We start from the raw sequence: 17213 nt of genomic DNA, 5'->3' as shown, positions 1-17213 counted from the left end.
GCCAAAAATAACTACTTATTGCACAGAAAACTGATAAACTGTTTTCGACGTATAAGTCTCCCCGGGACGTAGTACGGTCGAAGGAAAGTTAGGCTTATTTGGCGAATCTGGATAATGCTGTGTTTCAAGACAAAACCCAGATCTCTTCGTATAAACAGCACCATTTTTACCAGTGAGGCGCCCATTTAAATGATTTCCCGTATAGAATTGAACTCCAGGTTCGGTGGTAAAAACTTCCATAATTCGCCCAGAAATTGAATCCTCTACACGTGCGATTTTGCCATAAGCCCCAGGCGCTTTATCAAACGCATAGCAATGATCATAGCCACTGCCAAAAGCAATTTGCTCATCGGCAGCATTAATATCCAAGCCAATTTTTTTAGGAGAAGTAAAATCAAAGGGGCCACCTTTCACCGATTTCACCTCACCTGTGGGGATTAGCACCTTGTCTACGGGGATAAAATAGGGTGCATTAAGTTGGATCACATGATCAAGCACATCGCGCTTAGCATTTCCCGATAAATTAAAATAGGAGTGGTTGCAAATATTTAGCACCGTTGCTTGGTCCGTTTTTGCGGTATAGTCCATCGAAATGGCATTATCTTCATTCAACGTATACGTTACTTGAATTTCTAAATTGCCCGGAAACCCTTCCTCTCCATCTACGGATAAATATTTTAAGGTAATACTTCCCTCTTTTTTCCCGATCATTTTCCATACTTTTTTATCGAAACCTTTTAATCCACCATGTAGGTGTTGACCATTATTTTGCGCGGCAAGTGTATAGCTTTTCCCATCGAGGCTGAATTTTCCTGCAGCGATGCGGTTCCCGTAGCGACCTACTATGGCACCAAAATAGGGTGAATCTTTGATGTAATCGGCCACATTTTCGAATCCGAGTACGACATCTTCCATGACTTCGTTTTTGTCGGGAACAATAATTTTGGTGATGATGGCACCGTAGTTCATGATGTGAACTTCCATCCCTTGCGTATTTTTCAACGTGTAGAGCGTAATGGGTTCGTTGGCAGCTGTTTTGCCAAATGGCTTTTCAGAAAGAAACATGTTGGTTTTGAGTGAGTTAGATTGCGCATTACCCATAAAAAAGGTGCAAGCAAAAATGGCTATTGCAAGCCAAGAAACTGATTTTTTCATGGTAAACAGGTTATTGAACTTCCAATTTAAAGAATTTGCTTGAAAATAAAATAATTCTCCCTATCTTTGCACCCCAATTTAAAAATTGTTTAACACTTAATTTCAGCACGTTAGCCCAGCGCGTTGATGTATCCAGGGCAAGTACATATGACAAAAGTAAAAAAGGATTTCGACTGGGATTTAGTTGAAGGAAAAGGGTTCGGAGGTAACTATACTTCGGATCAAAAAGCAAAAATGGAGGCAGCGATTGAAGCTACTCTAAACTCGGTAACTGAGAAGGAAGTTGTGAAGGGGGTTGTTGTGAGCAAAACAGACCGTGAAGTAATTATCAACATTGGATTCAAATCTGATGGTTTAGTATCTGCTTCTGAATTCCGCGATATGCCGGATTTGAAAGCTGGAGACGAAGTAGAAGTGTACATTGAGAACCAAGAAGACGCAAACGGACAATTAACCTTGTCACGTAAGTTAGCTAAGGTAATGAGTGCGTGGACGAACATTGAGAAAGCTTTGGAAGAAGATACAATCATCAATGGTTTCGTAAAGCGTCGTACCAAAGGTGGTTTGATCGTAGATATTTTTGGAATCGAGGCGTTCTTGCCAGGATCTCAAATTGATGTGAAGCCAATTCGTGATTTCGATATTTTTGTTGGCAAAAATATGGAAGTTAAGGTGGTGAAAATCAACCATACAAATGATAACGTAGTTGTATCTCATAAAGTATTGATTGAGAAGGATCTTGAGGCACAACGCCAATTGATCTTGAACAACTTAGATAAAGGTCAAGTATTAGAAGGTGTGATCAAAAACATGACTAATTTCGGTGTGTTCATCGATTTAGGTGGTGTGGATGGTTTATTGCACATTACAGATATTTCGTGGGGACGTATCAACCACCCACAAGAGGTGTTGAAATTAGATCAGAAAATCCAAGTAGTTGTATTAGACTTTGATGAGAACAAGAAGCGTATCTCATTGGGAATGAAGCAATTGCAAGCACATCCATGGGAAGCTTTAGTAGCTGATGTGGAAGTGGGATCTAAGGTAAAAGGTAAAATTGTTAACGTAGCGGATTACGGTGCTTTCTTGGAAGTATTGCCAGGCGTTGAAGGTTTGATCCACGTTTCTGAGATGTCATGGTCTCAGCACTTGCGTAACCCACAAGATTTCTTGAAAGTAGGCGATGAAATGGAAGCAGTTGTGTTGACATTAGATCGTTCTGAGCGCAAGATGTCATTAGGTATCAAGCAATTGACTGAAGATCCTTGGAACAAAACAGATTTGTTGTCTAAATATGCAGTAGGAACGAAGCACAAAGGAACGGTTCGTAACTTAACTAACTTTGGTTTGTTCCTTGAGTTAGAAGAGGGAATTGATGGTTTGGTTCACGTTTCTGATTTGTCATGGACAAAGAAAATTAAGCATCCATCTGAATTTGTTAAAGTAGGAGATTCATTGGATGTTATTGTGATTGAGTTAGACGCGGACAATCGTCGTTTGGCATTAGGACACAAGCAATTGGAAGAGAATCCATGGGATACATTTGAGAGTGTATTCACCATCGGTTCTACGCACAAGGCAACTGTTATTTCGAAGAGCGATAAGATGGCCACACTTGAATTACCTTACGGTATCGAAGGATTGTCTCCGTTGAAGCAATTAACGAAAGCAGATGAGTCGGCTGCGGAAATAGGTGAGGCATTGGATTTTGTCGTTACAGAATTCCATAAGGACGAGCGTAAGATTATGTTATCGCACATGCGTACATTCTCAGGTGCGCCAGTTGAAGAAGTAAAAGTAGAGAAGAAGAAAGCTACAAAAACAACAGAGAAGACAGCTACAGCAGCAACTGCTGAGAAGTCGACAATGGGGGATATCGGAGCTTTATCTGCTTTGAAAGAGCAAATGGAAGGCGTTGAGCGTGAGCAAGCGATCAAAAAGTTAGAGAAGAAATCTAAGAAAGCAGAATAGTTTTTCTTAGGGAAATAGTAAAAGGGGATTCGGAAACGAATCCCCTTTTTTGTATCCTGAGCTGGGCCTATAGACTTGCAAAATATCAAGAAAATAATTGCTTTTTTGGTGGTATTTTAACAACTTAGCGCCCTAACATTTCTAAGGACTTTGGCCTAGTTAAAGTCAATTAAACTAAATCATTAAACAATGGGAAATAATTCACGAAGAAACTTTCTAAAAAAAGCTGGAATAGCTGCTGGAAGCTTTTATATCGTACCGCGTCACGTACTCGGAAAAGGATATAAAGCTCCTTCTGACAAATTAAACATTATGGGTATCGGTGCAGGCGGTAAAGGTCAAAGCGATATCATGAATTCATTTAATAAGGGCGCTGAAAATATCGTTGCGCTAGTTGACGTAGACGATCGCCGCGCAGCACAATCGCGGAAGAGTTTTCCCAATGCAAATTATTACAAAGATTTCCGCAAGGCATTAGAGAAAGAGGGAGACAATATTGACGCCGTTATTGTGTCTACGCCAGATCATACGCACACAACCATTGCGATGGAGGCGATGCGTCGCAAAAAGCACGTTTATGTGCAAAAGCCATTGACGCACGACATTTATGAAGCGCGTATGATGACTGAGAAAGCCCGTGAAATGAAGGTGGTTACGCAGATGGGTAATCAAGGTTCATCAGGGGATGGCGTTCGGAAGATGACAGAATGGTTCGATGGTGGTGTGATTGGAAAAGTTTCTGAGGTATTAGTTTGGACTAATCGTCCGGTTTGGCCACAAGGGATTTCATATCCAGCTGCCGGTCATGCGGTACCTGCGGAGTTAGATTGGGATTTATGGTTAGGACCTGCTAAATACCGTGAATTTAATCCTGCGTTTATTCCATTCAAGTGGAGAGGCTGGTGGGATTATGGTACAGGTGCCCTAGGTGACATGGGTTGCCACCTATTGGATCCTCCATTCAAAGTATTAGGTATTCGTGATGCATTGAATGTAGAATGTTCGGTAGGTTCCGTATTTTTAAACGACTGGGTTCCTGAGTGGATTCCAGAAGGATGTCCTCCATCATCGATGGTGACATTGAATTATGGACCATCCCCTAAAAATAAATCAAATGTGAAGTTGACCTGGTTCGACGGCGGCCTACGTGCCCCTCATCCAGCTGGAATTCCAGCAACGGAGATCATCGGAGATTTGGATGGAACTAATGGTGTTATTTTGATTGGAACAAAGGGAATCATGACGTGTGGTACGTATGGTATGTATCCAAAAGTTTTCAAAAATGGTAAGCGTGTGGATGAGGCAGAATTGCCAAAGGCAAAGTTGCCGCGTGTTATTGGCGGAGATGGCGGTCACAATACCCAGTGGGTAGAAGCTTGTAAAGCTGGTTTCGGTAACATGGAAGTTAGTTCTCCATTTGATTATGCAGGTCCGTTTACGGAGTCTGTGTTGATGGGTAACTTGGCTATTCGTTCGTATATGTTGCGTGAAGGCGAAGGCCGTACGGCAAAATATATTGGGCGCCAACAGCTTGAGTGGGATGCTGCGAATATGCGTATCACCAACTTTGAACCTGCGAACCAATTCGTCAAGCGCGAATATCGTGCAGGTTGGACCATGTAATAAGTTTTCACAGGTTAAATCGAAAAGACGGGGGCCCTCTCCCGTCTTTTTTTTATTTTTGTCAAAATATTAATTATGCAGTTGGCAGAAAGTACCCCCACAGAAATTTTTAGTCAAGTAGAATCGTTTATACGTGATCAAGGTTATCACATTGTTGACAAAGATCATAACCGTCCTTGGGGTGGATTTTTCGTCCTGCAAGAAGATCAAGCTACCAAATTCGCGGCACAATTTTTCTCACACCTGTCCTTAGACGCGATTCAAATTACCCAAAAACTTAGTCCCAAGTTTCTTGTCGTAGCACCATCGAAGCGCTTATCTTGGCAATATCATTTTCGACGGGCTGAACTATGGACTGTGGTAAACGGACCAGTAGGGGTGGCGATTTCGCCAACAGACGATCAGCCAGAACCGGGGATTTACCAAGAAGGGGAATGCATTACCTTGCCTATTGGGCAGCGCCATCGGTTGATCGGTTTAGCTAACTGGGGTGTAGTTGCCGAGATATGGCAACATACCGACGCGGAGCATCCTTCCGACGAATCCGATATCGTCCGCTTGCAAGATGATTTCGGCCGTTAGTCAAATTTAACAAGCCGGCCATCTAAAAATAATGCAAGAAAACTTTGTAGTCTACAAAAGTTTCCATAGTTTTGCTACCCGATAATCCAATGGGTTTAGCAAATGAAATCACGTATTCTAGAAAAAGGAACACAATTATTCTTTCGTTACGGCGTCAAGTCGGTGACGATGGATGCTATTGCGGCCGAATTAGGGATTTCTAAAAAAACGATTTATCAACATTTTCCTGATAAGGATTCGATGGTTTTAGAAGTTGTTCAAAGCTTCATAGAGCAGGATTCATTAAAGTGGGATGAGCTCGATCGAATGTATTCGAACGTCATTGAAAAAATGTTTAAATCATTCGAAATGGTGAAGGACATGATAACCCAGATGAATCCTAGGCTTCTTTTCGAAATCCAAAAATATTTCCCGAATGCCTATCAGCTATTTAAAGAACACGGAGAAAAATGTATTCATACGAATTTGATTGCCGACTTTAAAAAAGGAGCCCAATTCGGGTATTTTAGAAAAGATATCGATTTTGAGCTACTAGCTCGTTTACGGATGGCTGAAGTTAATCTCGCTTTTGACCCTGACTTTTATCCTACCAATAAATTATCCTTGTATGATACTCAGCTAACGCTGATGGATATTTTCATGCGCGGAATTTTGACCGAGAAAGGTCTAACTCTTTATAATTCATACCAAAACAATTTACAATCATGATCCGCCTAAGAAAAATTTGTGCTGGTCTATTTTTACTTGGCTCGCTCAGTGCCAATGCGCAATCGTTTACGCTCAAAGAAGCAGTAGACTACGCCATTATACACCATGTTCAAGTAAAGAATAGCCAAATTGACTTGCAAAACGCAAGTGCTAAAATTAATGAAATTCGGGCCATTGGATTACCACAAGTGAATGCTGGCCTTTCGTATGGAAACAGCTTAATTTTACAGCGTGTGTTTATCCCCGCCAACCTTTTCAATCCAGCGGCTAAACCTGATGAGTTGATTGCTGCCAAATTTGGTGTGACTAATTCAGGCCAATCAAGTGTCAACTTAAGCCAATTGGTTTTTGATGGTACCTACCTGTTGGGCCTGAAAGCATCAGAGGTATACAAAGATTTGTCGGTAAAATCACTAACCCAATCCAAGCAACAAGTTGCTGAAAATGTGATGAAAGCTTATTATGGGATTTTGGTCAATGAAAAACGCTTATCAATTCTACAATTGAACGTAGGTCGCTTGGACACCCTATTAAAGGAAACTAGAGCGTTAAATGCGCAGGGATTTGTTGAAAAAATTGATGTGCAGCGTCTAGAAGTTCAAGCAAATAACTTGCGGACTGAATTAGAAAATATCTACCGGCTGCAAGAATTAAGCTATTCATTATTGAAATTCCAAATGGGCTATCCGATGGAGGAGCCATTGCGTCTTAGCGAGACTTTAGAGAAAATCGAATTGAGCCAAAGTTTATTAATCGATCAAGATATTCCATTCAATTATGGAAATCGGATTGAATATTCCATTCTTAAGACGCAAGAGAATTTAGCGGAATTGGATTTGAAAAGTATCAAGGCAGGCTATATGCCCCGTTTAGTAGCTGGAGCTAATTATGGTTACAATGCCGGTGCTAATAGCTTTGGTGATTTAGTATCTAGAACTTGGTTTAATAATGCAACGATTAGTTTTTCATTTCAAATACCAATTTTTGATGGTTTCTCTAAAAAATACAAGGCTATCCAGTCGGCAAACAACTTGCAAAAGGTGCGTCAGAGCTTTGATTTGTTGAAGTCATCCATCGATTTACAACGCTCACAGTCGGCCATATCGCTAAAAAATGCATTAGAATCGTTGAAAGAGCAGAAGGCCAATTTGGATTTGGCGAATGAGATTTCTCGCGTGTCGCGTGTGAAGTATACGCAGGGCGTCGGATCTAATATAGAAGTCCTAAACGCGGAGACATCCATTAAAGAGTCGCAAGCAAATTATTTTACAGCACTTTACAATGCTTTAATCGCCAAAGTAGAGTTAGCTAAATCAAACGGAACCTTATATTCAGAACAATAATCATGAAAAAAATAACTATCCTCCTAAGCGCGATCATCTTATTTGCAGCATGCAATAAGTCGGTCGATAAGAAAACAGAATTGGCCAACTTGAAAGCAGAAGCCAAAGAAATCACCGCTAAAATTGCTTCGCTTGAGAAGGAATTAGGTGCAGGTTCAGAGTCAACGAATAGCAAAGTTATCGCGGTAGCCGTTAGCCCAATTGCAACGACTACGTTCAAGCACTTTGTAGAAGCGCAAGGTAATGTGGTAGCTGAAAACACGGTATTAGTTAGCCCACAGACAGGTGGTGCGATTGTTACGTTGCCGGTGGTGGCGGGCCAACAAGTCTCTAAGGGACAGTTGATTGCTACATTGGATAACAGTATTTTGACTGAATCGATGGAAGAGGTGAAACACCAATTGGATTTGGCAAAGACCTTGTTTACAAAGCAAAAAACGCTTTGGGACCAACAGATTGGAACGGAGGTTCAATACTTGAGCGCGAAGTCAAATAAGGAGTCCTTGGAAAAACGTTTGGTTACGTTGCGTGCTCAATTAGGCTTGTCTCGCGTGGTGGCGCCTATCTCTGGAACGGTTGAATTGGTACGTCAAAAAGCAGGCGAAATGGCTGCTCCAGGTATGCCAATTGTACAAATTGTGAATTTGAGTAATTTGAAAATTGCCGCAAAGATTGCCGATGCTTATGTAGGTTCTGTTAAAGTAGGTGACCCGATTGTGATCAAGTTTCCAGACATCAACAAAGAAATTACAGCACGTATTTCCTTAGTTTCGAAAATGGTGAATCCATTAACGCGTACGTTTGACATCGAAGCACGTATTCCAAATGCGGGTGGTGATTTGAAACCAAATCAATTGGCTGTCATCAACATCAATGATACATCGAAATCCAATGCCCTAGTAATCGATGAAAACATGATCCAAAAGACTGAAAAAGGGAGTTTGGTGTATGTTGCCGTGGAAGAAAATGGCAAAAAAATCGCAAAGGCACGTCTAGTTACGATGGGTCTTTCATACAATGGTCAAGCAGAAATTGCAACAGGCTTACAAGCAGGTGACTTATTAATCACATCTGGCTACCAAGATTTAGTAGACGGTCAAGCAATTTCATTCTAAGCTACCCATGGAAAAAAATAAAAAGAACGAGCAACTGCCCGAGGGGAAAGGCTTGATTTATAATATGGTCGGCTGGTTAGGCCAAAACCGGACTACCGTTTACATATTTACATTTATCATTTTTGTCGCAGGTTTGGGTATTTATTCTAGCCTACCGAAGGAACAATTTCCTGATATCGTTGTACCCCAAATGGTCGTACAAACGGTTTATGCAGGAACAACTCCTGCTGATATAGAAAACACGATCAATAAACCGATCGAGAAACAATTAAAATCAATTACAGGCATTAAGAGTGTTAAATCCAATGCATTACAGGATATTTCTGTAATCATTGTTGAGTTTAATACGGATGTATCGGTTCCAGTTGCCAAGCAGCGGGTGCAAGATGCGGTTGACAAAGCCAGCAATGACCTGCCGAAAGACCTTACACGCGACCCAGCGGTTGCCGAGGTGAATTTCTCCGAGTTTCCGATTATGAACATCAACATCGCGGGTGATTATCCCTTAGATAAGTTGAAGAAATACGCGGAAGATTTGCAAGATGAAATCGAGGGAATGCCTGAGATTACGCGTGTGGATATCGTAGGAGCACTGAAGCGTGAGATTCAGGTGAACTTGGATTTGTATAAAATGCAGAGTTATGGCTTGACATTTTATGATATTCAATCTGCTGTTCAAGGTGAGAATGTGAACATTTCTGGTGGTGATTTAGATGTGAATGGCGTGCGTCGTTCGCTGCGTGTGGTGGGAGAGTTTAAGTCGGTGGACCAATTAGCCAATCTGATGGTCGGCTCATCCACAGGTGCGCGTGTTCGTTTGAAGGATGTTGCCGATGTGCGAGATGGATTTGAAGAGAAGCAAGATTTTGCACGTTTAGATAATAAGTCGGTGATTACCCTAAACGTGATTAAGCGTAGTGGTGCCAACTTGATTAATGCGGCGGACCGGATTGAAAAGACCATTGACGAATATAAAGAGGATCGTTTCCCTGCGGGATTAGTTGTTTCTGTGACAGCTGACCAGTCGGAGCGTACGCGTGGTGATTTAGCGGATTTGATCAATACGGTAGTTCTTGGATTTATTTTTGTGGTTGTGGTATTGATGTTCTTTATGGGTGTGCGTGATGCGGCTTTTGTGGCCCTTTCGGTGCCTTTGTCAGCCTTGCTTACCTTCTTATTCATGCCAGGTTTAGACTTTACGCTGAATACGATCGTTTTGTTTGCCTTCCTATTAGGCTTAGGAATTGTGGTGGATGACGCCATTGTGGTGATTGAGAACGCGCACCGTTTATTCAATAATTTTAAGAAGTTAACTATTACTGAGGCGGTTAAGTTGGCAGCTTCGGAAGTATTTATCCCTGTATTGACGGGTACATTGACAACGATATCTCCATTTTTACCGTTGTTATTTTGGCCGGGAATTGTGGGAGAGTTTATGAAGTTCTTGCCGATAACGTTAATTATCACGCTTTTTGCTTCACTTTTTGTGGCCTATGTAATGAACCCAGTTTTTGCGGTTTCATTTATGAAGCGTCATGATGAGGAGGCGAATAACGTGAAGGATCCTAAGTTTGCGGATATCCGTCGGACAGTTGTGATTTTACTAAGTCTGACTGTCTTTGGATATGTGTTGGGCTTGGGATTAGGTCATTTTGGTTTTGGAAATTTCGGTTTATTGGCCTTGGTACTCTATGTTTTCAATCACTTTATTGTAACTCCAAAATGGGTAGTTCCATTCCAGGAGAAAACATTGCCTGCATTTAAGAATGCATATCGCAGGGCGATATCTTGGGTATTGGAAGGTCGCCGACCGGTTTACGCTACATTAAGTGCGTTTGGGTTGTTGGTATTAACAATTGTCCTGATGGGTATTGTTAAGCCGTTGGTTATTTTCTTCCCGGCTTCTGATCCAGATTACATTTATATTTATTCGAAAATGCCGATTGGTACAGATTCGAAAGTGACGGATTCGGTGACTAAAATTGTTGAGCAGCGTGTGTTTGCGTTCATCAAAAAGGAAAATGCTGGAAAGGCTGTCAATTCAGTGATATCGAATGTGGGTAAGAATGCAGGAGATCCGATGCAGCCGGATCGTGGTGCGACACCGCATAAAAGTAAGGTGACGATCGCATTTGCGCCGAAGCAAGAGCGTGGAGCAATTTCTTCAGGCGAATTATTGGAAAAAATTCAAAAAGAGTTCTTTGAGAAGCCTATTCCAAGTGTCGAAATGGCGATTGAGCGGGAGGCGAAAGGGCCACCAACGGGCAAGCCGATTTCGATTGAAATTGCGGGGGATGATTTTGCTCAGCTTCAAGCGTTAGAGCAAAAAGTTAGGAAGGTTATTCAGCAGTCTGGGATTGAAGGAATTCAGGAATTGAAATCAGATTTGGTTACAAATAAACCGGAGATCATTATAGATGTGAATCGGGAGAAGGCGAGTCGCGAAGGGATATCTTCAGCACAGGTAGCGATGGCGGTTCGTACGGGTTTATTTGGAGCGGAGATTTCAAAGTTCCGTGACGTCAAGGATGAATACCCGATTCAATTACGTTTAAAAGGCGATTCTCGGAATCAAATCGAAAAATTATTGTCGATGAATATTACGTATCGGGATATGAATTTAGGGGGTGTGCTTCGTCAAGTACCTTTAAATTCAATAGCTGATATTCGTTATGCGACTTCGTTTAGTCAAATTAATCGTAAAAATCAGGAGCGTGTGGTTACATTAGGTTCTGACGTGGTTGAAGGTTATAATGCAAATGAGATTGTGGGGGAATTGGAGCAATTGTTTGAAACGATTGATATGCCGCAGGGATATAAAATCCGTATGGGTGGCGAGCAGGAGCAGCAAAAAGAGTCAGGGGAATTCTTGGGAGTAGCCTTTTTGGCGGCCTTGGTGTTAATCTATTTGATTTTGGCTACTCAGTTTAATTCAGCGGTGAAACCATTTATCATTTTTGCGACTATTTTACTTTCGTTAATCGGGGTGTTATTAGGCTTTATGGCCTTTGGTATGACATTCTCGGTAATTATGTCGGGTGTGGGTATTATTGCACTAGCTGGCATCGTGGTTAAGAATGGAATCTTGTTGATTGAATTCATTGAGGAGTTGCGTTTCAAACGCGGTTATGATTTGAAGGAAGCGATCATTGAAGGAGGAGGAATTCGTTTGACGCCGGTATTATTGACAGCTTCGGCGGCCGTATTGGGCTTGATTCCGTTGGCTGTAGGATTGAGCATTGATTTTGTGGCCATGTTTACGGAGTTAAATCCACATATATTCTTTGGATCTGAGTCGGCCGACTTCTGGGGGATTTTGGCGTGGACGATCATCTTTGGATTGACGTTCTCGACTGTATTAACCTTGTTGATTGTGCCGTGTATGTATTATATCTCGGAGCGAATTAAGCAAAAATTCTTTCCAAAAAGAGCGTAATTTTTGGTGGTTCAAGTAGATTGCGAAAGCCCTCGAACAATGTTCGGGGGTTTTTTGTTGGGTATCTTCAGGTTAGATCAGCTGGACTAAATTTTGAAAAAAGTGAAAAAACGGGTTAACTTACATTTCTTTAAAAATCACTTGCTATGAAGTATTTATTGGTATTGCTTTTATTGCCTCTTGGATTATTAGCTCAAGATCGCACCTATGGTAAGTTGTGGGCAACACGCTCGCAGGTTATGGCTCAAAATGGCATGGTTGCCACGTCACACCCCTTGTCGACGCAAGCGGCATTGGATGTGTTGAAGGCAGGAGGAAATGCAATTGATGCGGCAATCGCAGCGAATGCGATGGAGGGTGTGGTGGAACCCCATGTGAATGGGATTGGCGGCGATTTATTTGCGATTGTTTGGGATGCCAAAACAAAAAAATTATACGGGCTTAATGGCTCAGGTCGTTCGCCAAAATCACTGACTTTGGCAGAATTTAAAAAGCGCGGGTTGGCGCATATCCCTTCTTTAGGTCCTCTTCCCGTTTCAGTTCCTGGTGCGGTGGATGCTTGGTTTGAGTTGCATAAAAAATTCGGCTCGATGCCTATGCCAAAAGTATTGAATTCCGCCGTTTCGTATGCGCGCAATGGTTTCCCGGTACATGGTGAGTTTGCTTCCGCATTAACACGTGTGGAGGCCAATTATGGGAAATTCCCGAATGTGGCTCAGCATTATTATCCAACCGGTAAAGCGCCTGTTGAAGGTGATATTTTCAAAAATCCGAACTTGGCGAATACCCTTGAAAAAATAGGTCGTGATGGTCGAGATGCGTTTTACAAAGGTGATATGGCTCGGACAATGGATGCCTTTATGAAGAAGAATGGAGGTTTTTTGAGTTACGATGATTTGGCGACACATACGTCGACATGGGTGGAGCCGGTCTCTGTCAACTACCGTGGTTATGATGTGTGGGAGTTACCACCGAATAGCCAGGGGATAGCTGCCTTGCAGATGTTGACAATTTTAGAAGGCTATGATTTCTCCAAAATTAAGTTGGGTTCCGCGGAACATGTTCATTTGTTTACGGAGGCCAAAAAGCTAGCTTTTGAGGATCGGGCGAAATATTATGCAGATCCAGAGTTTGCGAAAATTCCTGTTGCGGAGCTCATTTCGGAATCTTATGGTGCGAAACGTCGGGCGCTCATTAACCCAAACCGTGCTGGTCGGCATTATGAAGCAGGAAATCCTGCGCTAAAGGAGGGTGACACTATTTATTTAACTGTTGCGGATAAAGATGGGAATATGGTTTCATTGATTCAAAGCAATTATCGCGGTTTTGGTTCGGGCATGATGCCAGATGGTTTGGGTTTTATGTTCCAGGATCGCGGCGAATTATACAATTTGAAGGAGGGAGAAAACAATACCTATGCGCCGGGAAAAAGGCCTTTTCAGACGATCATTCCAGCATTTATGACGAAAGATGGGGTTCCGGTAATGAGTTTTGGGGTGATGGGTGGAGCCTTTCAGCCGATGGGTCATGTGCAGATTGTGATGAATGTGGTTGATTTTGGTATGAATGTACAGGAGGCAGGGGACTTTCCGCGGATGAATCATGAAGGGTCATCTGAGCCAACGGGCGAGAAGATGGAAGCTACGGGTGGCATGATCACGCTGGAACATGGCTATCCATATGAGGTGATTCGTGAATTATTACAGAAGGGGCATCAAGTTGGGTATATAAATGGGACTTATGGAGGTTACCAGTGTATTCGTTGGGACCCAGTGCGCAAAGTTTATTTCGGTGCGACGGAGTCGCGGAAAGACGGACAAGCCGCCGGGTACTAACCTCCCTCTTACCTTTGTTCCTGCAGGTATTTGGTCCCCCTTACCTTTGGCAATCCTCCAAGGTTTGCCAAAGGTAGGTGAAAAAAAGCAATTTGAAGATGCAAAAACTGATATTCGAACGCGTGTTTACGGGCCATGAATGGCTCTCAAATCAAGCGATATCCATCGAGGATGGTCTCATTAATTCCCTGCATGACGAAGCTGGAGGAATCTCTGATGGATTTCTAGTTCCGGGCTTCATTGACTTGCAAGTATACGGCGGGGGAGGTCTGCTTTTTTCAAATCACCAAACCGTAGCGGCCATTCAAGCTACCTTTGATGAACATATAAATACAGGGACTGTCGCTTTCCAAATTACCTTAAATTGCTCGCCTAAGAAATCTATGTGGGCCGCTATTGATGCTTGCAAATCGTATATAGGAAAGGGTTTGGTAGGCTTGCACTTGGAAGGACCTTTTTTTAACCCAATTAAGCGTGGTGCGCATACGGAAGCATTTGTCCAGGAACCCACCTGGGAATTTGTGCAAGAAATTATAGATCGTACGCAAGGACTGCCCACGTACATGACCATTGCACCTGAAATGTTTGTACCGGAAGATTTAAATTTATTGAAAAATAGCCATATCATGTGTTCAATGGGTCATTCAGATGCGACCTATGAACAAGCCCAACAGGCAGGCATATCTCGGATTACCCATTTATTTAATGCGATGTCCCAATGGCATAGCAGATCTTTGGGCTTAGTTGGCGCCAGCTTTCGCTTAGATGCCTGGACAAGTATCATCGCCGATGGACTACATTGTGATTTTGAATCCTTACGTTTGGCAAAACAACTTAAGGGTGAAAAGCTCTTTTTGATTACAGACGCCGTGACGCATGATGAATCTGGCCCTTATATTTTCACGAAAACTGGTATCCGGTTTACCAATGAGGCAGGAGTCTTGTCTGGTTCTGCCTTGACGATGGATGAAGCGATTCGGAATTGTGTCCAAAAAGCAGGAATATCGCTGGAAGAAGCTGTTCGTATGTCAACAGTTTACCCAGCTGAAGTAGCGAATTTGGCACATTTAGGCTCAATTGGAGCTGGGAAAAGAGCTTGTTTTGTTCATTTTTCGGATGATTTGCACGTGAAGCAAGTTTGGTATGATGGGGAAGCTTTGATAAATTAGAAGATGATTAATTTTCCATCGAAACAACCGAAGGTTCAAACGACCATTTTTACTAAAATGTCCCAACTCGCTACGGAGGAGGGGGCCTTAAATTTATCCCAAGGTTTTCCCGGTTTCGATTGTTCAGAAGAGCTGCAAGAACTCGTTAGGTTTTACGCTAAAGGGCACAATCAATACGCGCCTATGGCCGGTGTTCCGGTGTTCCGACAAAGCATTGCCAACAAAACTAACTCATTTTACGGAGTCACACTCGACGCAGACACCGAAGTTACTGTTGTTTCTGGGGCGACGGAAGCACTTTTTGCGGCAATTCATTGCTGTGTTTCTATGGGTGATGAGGTGATCATGTTTGATCCATCATACGATGCATACGACCCCATCGTGCGTCTAGCAGGTGGTATTCCTGTGCATATTCCACTAAAATCATCCAATAGTTTTCAAATTGATTGGGAAGAATTAGGTCGTAAAATCACACCCAAAACTAGAGCGATTATGGTCAATTCGCCCCATAATCCCACGGGAGCAATTTGGTCCATGGAAGACCTTGAGGCATTCGCTTCCCTGGTTAAGGGAACCAATATTCTAATCGTTTCAGACGAGGTTTATGAGCATATTGTATTTGATGGGGCACAGCACGCTTCTGTACTTTTACATCCTGAATTACGCCAAAGAAGCTTTGTTTGTGGGTCTTTCGGCAAGACGTATCACATTACTGGCTGGAAAATTGGTTATTGCTTAGCACCCCCATATCTAACCCAAGAGTTTCGAAAATTACACCAATGGGTCACTTTTTCGAGTGCGACCCCCTTGCAATATGCATTGGCCGACTACCTAAAGACACCTGCGCATTACTTGGGTTTATCCTCATTTTACCAACAAAAACGTGATTTGTTTGCTTCCTATTTCAAGGGTTCTCGGTGGAAGATTTTACCTTCATATGGTAGCTTTTTTCAGTGTTTGGATTATTCGGAAATTAGTGATGAATCCGATGTGGATTTATCGGTACGTCTGACTAAGGAGTTAAAAGTTGCTTCGATACCTGTTTCCGTATTTTATGAAACACCCCCTGAAGACCGGATTTTGCGTTTTTGCTTCGCCAAAAATGACGATGTTTTGAAAGAAGCCGCTCAAAAACTGGCACAATTATAAGTACTTAAGCGCTATTTTTTCGCCAATCACTTCTAAATAAGAAGCCGCATTAGCCATCGCGTCTGCTGTACTTTTAGATTCGCTCAGAACGCTATAAATGTCTTTAGCATCCATAAACAAAGGTATTTTATCTTCATCCTCAAACGTCCCACATACCAATATAGTCTGTTTAAATTGCTTGTCGGCGCGCCCCACGACATTGGCCACTAACTTGCCCGACCATGTTTGTTGGTCTATTTTCCCTTCCCCAGTGATAATATAGTCGGCTTTACGAATAGCACGATCTAGGTGTACTTTATTCAGAAGCCATTCTGCTCCAGAGACTATATTTGCCCCTAAAAAATAAACTGCCCCAGCACCTAAGCCTCCAGCTGCACCCGCCCCAGGTAATTCATCCGGAAGCCATTGAGATACATTAATTAGACCTTTGTCTAATTGTTTAATTGATGTTGCACTTGCCCCTTTTTGTTTGGCAAAAATATGTGCCGCACCTTGTGGTCCATGTAAAGGATTGTCGACATCTGTAAGTACAATAAATTGGATCTTAGGGAATGGATTTTGTCCTTGAATTTTTGCGATTTGGACTAAATTTTCGCCTATTGGCTCTAAGTTATTTCCGGCTTTATCAAGAAATTGATAACCGAGCGCAGCCGCCATGCCTATTCCTGCTTCGTTCGTAGCTGAGCCCCCTATTGTTAAAACAATCATTTCTGCCCCTTTTTTAGCCGCTTGTTGAATTAACTCCCCTGTTCCAAACGTGTTCGTTTTCAGTGGATTCTGTTCTTTTTTGCTAAGTAGTTGGAGACCAGAACAGCGCGCCATTTCGATATAAGCAGTCTTTTGGTCGGCAAGCCACAAAAATGCCGCATGTATAGGTCTGCCTAGTGGATCTTTCACAGTATGCGTTTGCCAAGCACCCCCATGAATTTTTTGTATCATTTCTAACGTACCCTCACCACCATCTGCGAGTGGAACGATTTGGATTACAGAATTTTTCCGTTTGGTTAAAATTCCTTTGGCTAGTGCTTCTGCCGCTTCTTGAGCCGTTAAGGATGATTTGAATTTATCTGGGCAAATTAAAATATTCACGCGCTGAATTTAATGGTTCAATTTACTGACATTTCTTT

General features: G+C 42.3%; 12 protein-coding genes. 10 read left to right on the top strand and 2 right to left on the bottom strand.

Features of this window, described 5'->3' with window-relative positions; genetic code table 11:
- Window positions 1-15: 15 nt before the first annotated feature.
- Window positions 16-1155: an aldose epimerase family protein gene (locus AC1W6K_RS05425; protein WP_481946730.1), complete on the bottom strand. Its 1140-nt coding sequence runs from the start codon at window positions 1153-1155 to the stop codon at window positions 16-18.
- Window positions 1156-1302: 147 nt separating this feature from the next.
- Between AC1W6K_RS05425 and rpsA the strand changes: the two genes are divergently transcribed.
- The 10 genes from rpsA to AC1W6K_RS05375 all read left to right on the top strand — a co-directional run bounded on the left by rpsA (window position 1303) and on the right by AC1W6K_RS05375 (window position 16086).
- On the top strand, window positions 1303-3126 hold the full coding sequence (rpsA, locus tag AC1W6K_RS05420) for a 30S ribosomal protein S1 (protein WP_481946729.1): 1824 nt from the start codon (window positions 1303-1305) through the stop codon (window positions 3124-3126).
- 189 nt (window positions 3127-3315) lie between these two features.
- Window positions 3316-4749, top strand: a complete 1434-nt coding sequence (locus AC1W6K_RS05415; protein WP_481721331.1) for a Gfo/Idh/MocA family protein — start codon at window positions 3316-3318, stop codon at window positions 4747-4749.
- Between the two features lie 75 nt (window positions 4750-4824).
- Window positions 4825-5331: a cupin domain-containing protein gene (locus tag AC1W6K_RS05410; protein ID WP_481721329.1), complete on the top strand. Its 507-nt coding sequence runs from the start codon at window positions 4825-4827 to the stop codon at window positions 5329-5331.
- A 102-nt stretch (window positions 5332-5433) separates the two neighbouring features.
- Window positions 5434-6039 carry a TetR/AcrR family transcriptional regulator gene (locus AC1W6K_RS05405; RefSeq protein WP_481721327.1) on the top strand — a complete coding sequence of 202 codons (606 nt, stop codon included), beginning with the start codon at window positions 5434-5436 and terminating at the stop codon, window positions 6037-6039.
- Window positions 6036-7382, top strand: coding sequence for a TolC family protein (locus AC1W6K_RS05400; protein WP_481946728.1), 1347 nt, complete (start codon window positions 6036-6038; stop codon window positions 7380-7382). Before AC1W6K_RS05405 ends, AC1W6K_RS05400 begins: the two co-directional genes overlap by 4 nt.
- Window positions 7383-7384: 2 nt before the next feature.
- Window positions 7385-8497 carry an efflux RND transporter periplasmic adaptor subunit gene (locus AC1W6K_RS05395; RefSeq protein ID WP_481721323.1) on the top strand — a complete coding sequence of 371 codons (1113 nt, stop codon included), beginning with the start codon at window positions 7385-7387 and terminating at the stop codon, window positions 8495-8497.
- A 64-nt stretch (window positions 8498-8561) separates the two neighbouring features.
- Entirely contained in the window at window positions 8562-11933 is a 3372-nt protein-coding gene (locus AC1W6K_RS05390; RefSeq protein ID WP_481721359.1) for an efflux RND transporter permease subunit, read from the top strand.
- 146 nt (window positions 11934-12079) lie between these two features.
- Window positions 12080-13768, top strand: a complete 1689-nt coding sequence (gene ggt / locus AC1W6K_RS05385) for a gamma-glutamyltransferase (protein WP_481946727.1) — start codon at window positions 12080-12082, stop codon at window positions 13766-13768.
- A 98-nt stretch (window positions 13769-13866) separates the two neighbouring features.
- A complete protein-coding gene (gene nagA, locus AC1W6K_RS05380; RefSeq protein WP_481946726.1) occupies window positions 13867-14937 on the top strand; it encodes an N-acetylglucosamine-6-phosphate deacetylase in 1071 nt (356 codons plus the stop codon).
- Between the two features lie 3 nt (window positions 14938-14940).
- Window positions 14941-16086 (top strand): methionine aminotransferase, encoded by a 1146-nt coding sequence (locus tag AC1W6K_RS05375; protein WP_481946725.1) that lies wholly within the window; start codon window positions 14941-14943, stop codon window positions 16084-16086.
- Here the strand turns inward: AC1W6K_RS05375 and AC1W6K_RS05370 are convergent.
- Window positions 16081-17175: a glycerate kinase gene (locus tag AC1W6K_RS05370; RefSeq protein ID WP_481946724.1), complete on the bottom strand. Its 1095-nt coding sequence runs from the start codon at window positions 17173-17175 to the stop codon at window positions 16081-16083. The two genes, AC1W6K_RS05375 and AC1W6K_RS05370, sit on opposite strands and share 6 nt — an antisense overlap.
- Window positions 17176-17213: the final 38 nt, after the last annotated feature.

Source organism: Aquirufa sp., from assembly GCF_964796385.1.
This window is presented reverse-complemented; position numbering and strand designations above follow the sequence as displayed.